The 5,384-nt window shown below is 41.2% G+C and carries 6 protein-coding genes; all 6 read left to right on the plus strand.

The features are described 5' to 3' along the window. Nucleotides 1-317 (plus strand): sigma-70 family RNA polymerase sigma factor (locus tag ACTHJT_RS07360; protein WP_440237356.1); only part of this gene is annotated, 317 nt, incomplete at its 5' end. Nucleotides 318-322: 5 nt separating this feature from the next. Beyond that, the gene (locus tag ACTHJT_RS07365; protein WP_440237357.1) at nt 323-610 is read left to right on the plus strand and encodes a zf-HC2 domain-containing protein; all 288 of its coding nucleotides are present in this window, start codon (nt 323-325) and stop codon (nt 608-610) included. Between the two features lie 6 nt (nt 611-616). After that, nucleotides 617-1,189 carry a guanylate kinase gene (gmk, locus tag ACTHJT_RS07370; RefSeq protein ID WP_440237358.1) on the plus strand — a complete coding sequence of 191 codons (573 nt, stop codon included), beginning with the start codon at nt 617-619 and terminating at the stop codon, nt 1,187-1,189. A 57-nt stretch (nt 1,190-1,246) separates the two neighbouring features. Next, nucleotides 1,247-1,831 (plus strand): nicotinate (nicotinamide) nucleotide adenylyltransferase, encoded by a 585-nt coding sequence (nadD, locus tag ACTHJT_RS07375; RefSeq protein WP_440237359.1) that lies wholly within the window; start codon nt 1,247-1,249, stop codon nt 1,829-1,831. Nucleotides 1,832-2,080: 249 nt separating this feature from the next. Next, nucleotides 2,081-4,648 carry a cation-translocating P-type ATPase gene (locus ACTHJT_RS07380; RefSeq protein ID WP_440237360.1) on the plus strand — a complete coding sequence of 856 codons (2,568 nt, stop codon included), beginning with the start codon at nt 2,081-2,083 and terminating at the stop codon, nt 4,646-4,648. Nucleotides 4,649-4,656: 8 nt separating this feature from the next. Continuing rightward, on the plus strand, nt 4,657-5,384 hold a 728-nt coding region (locus ACTHJT_RS07385), incomplete at its 3' end, for a zinc-binding alcohol dehydrogenase family protein (protein WP_440237361.1).

A 5,384-nucleotide genomic window follows, 5' to 3' on the forward strand; every position in this document is an offset into this window, starting at 1 on the left:
ATCAGGAGGTGGAGTCCTATTACAATTCCGACGATGTAAATGAACCGATCACGAGCGATTTACGTGTAGATTCATTAAACAATATGATTGGCGACGAAGTTGCCAATGCTCTCAATGCTTTAGATGTTGATTTCAGAACCATAATCATTTTATGTGATCTGGAAGGTTTTACATACGAAGAAATGGCTAAAATATTAGACATTCCTATCGGAACGGTACGTTCACGTTTGCACAGGGCGCGTAATGTTTTAAAGGAAAAATTACAGGAATATGCCCAGTCTATGGGCTATAAAGATCAAAGAAAGAAAAACGATTAAGCTGCATGATTGATTTTATTAAAGAGGTTGTAAACAAATTAGTCGGCAAGAAGGCCGAACAACGCTATTGTTGCAAGGATTGCTTATGCAGGCTTAATTCGGTTCTGGATGGTGAAGCGACCAAGGAAGAAATGATCTATCTTCAGGAACACATTGAGCAATGCGCTCCTTGTTATAACCATTATAACATTGAAAAGTCGGTCAAAGAAGTAATCAAGCATAAATTAGAACAAAGGCCTGTTCCTCCCAGCCTTATTGACTCCATCAGGGGAAATATTCAAAAAAATTGCTAAGCTTTTATGGAAGGAAAATTATTCATTTTTTCAGCTCCCTCAGGCTCTGGTAAAACCACCATCGTTCAGCATTTATTACAAACCGACCCTCGTATTGGCTTTTCTATTTCTGCCTGCACAAGAGAAATGCGTGAAAGTAAAGAGGCGAACGGAAAAGATTACTACTTTCTTTCTGTGGATGAATTTAAACGCAGAATTCAAAATAAAGAATTTGTTGAATGGGAAGAAGTTTATCCCGGCCGTTTTTATGGCACACTCCGTTCAGAAGTACAGCGCATCTGGGACATGGGTAAACATGTTATTTTTGATGTAGATGTAAAAGGCGGATTAAGCTTAAAAGAACAATTCGGCGATAAAGCACTTTCAGTATTTGTTAAAGTTCCATCCCTGGAAGAATTACAGAAACGCCTGGTAGACCGCAATACGGAATCGGAAGAGAGTTTAAAAGCCAGACTTGAAAAAATGAAATTCGAATCTTCTTTTCAGGATCAGTTTGATGTTATTCTTATCAATGACCGATTGGAAGAAACATTTGTTAAAGCTCATCAATTAGTAAGCAATTTTATCGAACAAAAATAATCGCCTGCTTTCGCATATCCTTGTGAAGCAAAGAAACTGATTGAAATATCTCTTGCAATGAAGATTGGTTTATTCTTTGGCTCGTTCAACCCCATTCACGTTGGTCATTTAATCATCGGCAATACCATGACTGAAACAACAGACTTAGATGAAGTATGGTATGTTGTGAGTCCGCAGAATCCTTTCAAAAAAAACCAATCGCTACTGCATGAATTTGACCGCTACGACATGGTAGCAGCGGCAATTGCTGATAATCCAGCCTTCAGAGTCAGTGATATCGAATTCAATCTGCCTAAGCCAAGCTATACCATCGATACACTTACCTATCTCAGCGATAAATATCCCCAACATGCATTTGTGCTGATTATCGGCGAAGACAATCTTGACCAGTTCACCAACTGGAAAAACTATGAGCAGATTTTAGCTCAATACGAATTATATGTATATCCAAGACCTGATTCATCAAACAATGTATTGCGTGAACACCCGAAAGTAAAATTAGTGGATGCGCCACTTTTAGAAATCTCAGCAACCTATATCCGTAACCTGGTCAACAAAGGGAAATCGATCCGGTATCTGGTGAGCAAAGAAGTTGAAGAGTTAATTTTAAGCAGGAAATACTACCGGAATATCCGTTTATAAAAGTCAGATACAACCTTGAGCCATTTCATTTTTACATTTTACCGGCAGAGAATAGATTATTGATCTGAATATCCTTCTTTTTTGAACCAATTACGTCGGTTTACGATAAAATAACCCAAAGACAACACACTAGCTGCCTGAATATTAGATGCTTTAAAAAGCGTTTTCTATTCTTATTTTCACAGGAAGTACTTATATTTCATTAATCTTGCCGGCTGCAATCTTTAACCTTTACTAACTCTTTTTACTATGGCATATTATAAGGATTCCATAAACAAAATTTTTAACGAGTTCGGCTCTTCCATCAGCGGGCTTTCAAAAGAAGAAGCAGCGAAAAGAATTACCCAATATGGTTATAATGAATTGCAGGAGAAAAAGAAAGTTCCTGCCTGGCTGTTGTTTTTAAATCAGTTCAAAGACATCATGATCATTATCCTGTTTGTAGCAGCCGTACTTTCAGGTATTGTGGGTGACCTTACAGATACAATCATTATTCTTATCATTATTATTTTAAATGCATTGATCGGATTTGTGCAGGAGTTCCGTGCGGAACAATCCATGGAAGCATTAAAAAAAATGAGCACAACTCAAACGCAAGTACTCCGCAATAATGAAAGCAGTGTCATTTCATCTACCGAGCTGGTACCGGGAGACATTGTACTGATGGAGGCCGGCAATGTTGTTCCTGCGGACATACGCCTGATCGACACACACTCCTTGCGCATTGATGAATCTTCTCTGACAGGTGAGTCGATGTCTGTTGACAAAATAAGCACGGATCTCACAGAAGATAACATTTCCCTTGGAGACCAGGTAAACATGGCCTTTAAAGGCACCTTGATAACCAATGGACGGGCAACAGGTATTGTAATCAGCACCGGCATGCAAACGGAATTAGGGAAAATTGCTGGCATGCTGCATGCAGATGAGGTAAGCACACCGTTACAATACCGGATGCAGAAATTCGGGAAAAATTTATCCTATATTATTTTATTTATCTGCCTGCTGCTTTTCACAACAGGCGTGCTACGTGGTGAAGAACCGTTAAGCATTTTATTATTATCGGTAAGCTTAGCCGTTGCGGCGATCCCGGAAGCGCTGCCTGCACTGATTACTATTGCGCTCTCCAAAGGAGCTTCGCACTTGACTAAAGTAAATGCCCTGATCCGGAAATTGCCTGCCGTTGAAACCCTAGGTTCCGTAACTTATATATGCAGTGATAAAACCGGTACGCTTACTCAAAATAAAATGAAGGTGATTGAATTGTATGAGCAGCCGATTGCAGGTCTCTCTTCCTCACTTTCAGTTCTGCAAATGAGTATGGCCCTCAATCATGATGTAAAATTTACAGAGAGTCATGCGCCATTCGGTGAGCCTACCGAGCTGGCATTGGTTGAATATATCATTCATAAACACAGCTTCGAAAAATACATTCTGCTTAGCAATCAATATTCAAGAGTTGCAGAACTCCCCTTCGACTCAGACCGGAAATGCATGACCACCATTCATCATTTCAACAATAAATTTTTAGTGATTACGAAGGGAGCAAGTGAATCTTTATATGCAACACTTACCGATGAAGATGAAAAAAGTCTTTTATTAAATCAATCCGAAGAATGGGCTGCGAAAGGCATACGCGTACTGGCTTTTGCTTATTCGATCCTGGATAAATTACCAGAGCCTTTCACGTACGAAACAGTTGAAAAGAATTTAATCTTTGCCGGGCTTGCGGGTTTAATGGATCCGCCGCGGGAAGAAGCCAAACTGGCCATACAGGAATGCAAAACGGCAGGCATCAGGCCCGTCATGATCACAGGCGATCATCCGGCTACAGCGCGGGCCATCGGGAGACAGATCGGGATCCTGGATGATAACAGCCTTTCGCTGACAGGTGCAGAATTAAATCATCTATCACAGGAAGATTTTCTGAAACAGGTTGAAAACACGTCTGTATATGCACGCGTTTCTCCGGAACAAAAACTACGGATCGTAAAAGCGCTGCAGGAAAAAGGACATTATGTAGCCATGACCGGAGACGGCGTCAACGATGCACCTTCTTTAAAAGCGGCGAACATTGGTGTAGCCATGGGCATTACCGGAACCGATGTAAGCAAGGAAGCATCAGATGTGATTTTGCTGGATGATAATTTTGCTACTATTGTTAAGGCAGTAAAAGAAGGGCGAAGAATCTTTGACAACATCCGTAAATTTGTGAAGTACATCATGACCTGTAATGGCGCCGAGATCTGGACAATTTTCATGGCGCCATTCCTTGGTATGCCGATGCCTTTACTGCCTATTCATATCCTTTGGATCAATCTGGTAACTGACGGTTTACCAGCCCTGACGCTTGCTGATGAAAAAGCGGAAGCGGATATCATGCAAAGACCTCCGCGGCATCCGTCGCAAAGTATCTTTGCCGACGGCCTCGGTTATCACATCGTATGGGTTGGTATATTGATGGCCGGTGTTACGCTGGCAACACAAAAATACGCGCTTGTGAACCACATCGAATCCTGGCAGACAATGGTCTTCACCGTGCTTTCGCTGTCTCAGCTGGTGCACGTATTAAGCATCCGGAGCGACAGAACGTATTTATTTCAGCAAGGATTCTTCAGCAACAAACCATTGGTAGGATCAGTAGCGCTAACCGTATTGCTGCAGCTGTTTGTGATATATGTACCGTTTATGAATACCATATTCAAAACGCAGCCACTATCTTTAACTGAATTGGGAATATGTATCGGAATGTCCCTGATTATTTTCCATGCAGTTGAATTTGAAAAATTCGTCAGGAAGCAATTTCACAAAAAATAACCGCAACCATGAAAGCAATTGGATTTAAGACTTCATTACCCATTACCGACGATAATAGTTTTATTCTATTTGAGACAGCGAAACCTGCAGCTACAGGCAAAAATCTGCTGGTTAAAATTGAAGCTGTTTCTGTAAATCCCGTAGATTATAAAGTCAGACAAAACAGTGCCAAAAATACTGAACTTGAAAAACCAAAAATAATTGGTTGGGACGCAGTAGGTACCGTTGAATCAATCGGCGAAGATGTAACATTATTTCAACCTGGTGATAAAGTCTATTATGCAGGTGATCTTACCAAGCCCGGCTGTAATGCGGAATATCAGCTGATCGATGAACGTATTGTAGCCCTTGCTCCAAAAAGCATTTCTGCGTCAGAAGCTGCAGCTCTTCCTTTAACAGCATTGACTGCGTGGGAAATATTATTTACCCGTTTGCGTATTGATCCTGTAAAAGATAAAAACAAAACCATCCTGATCATTGGCGGTGCGGGCGGCGTAGGCTCTATTGCCATTCAGCTGGCAAAACACATTGCAGGCCTTACGGTACTGGCAACTGCTTCACGGTCCGAAACAATCGAATGGTGCAAGCAGTGCGGCGCGGATTATGTAATTAACCATAATGACCTGGTGAACGAAGTACACAACAGCGGTTTCAGGTATGTTGACTTCATACTGGACTTTGTTGATGCCAATAAATATTGGGATACCATGGTTGAACTCATCAAGCCGCAGGGCCA

The sequence above is a fragment of the Cytophaga sp. genome (assembly GCF_051961495.1).
In the GTDB taxonomy this organism is placed as follows: Bacteria; Bacteroidota; Bacteroidia; order Cytophagales; family Cytophagaceae; genus Cytophaga.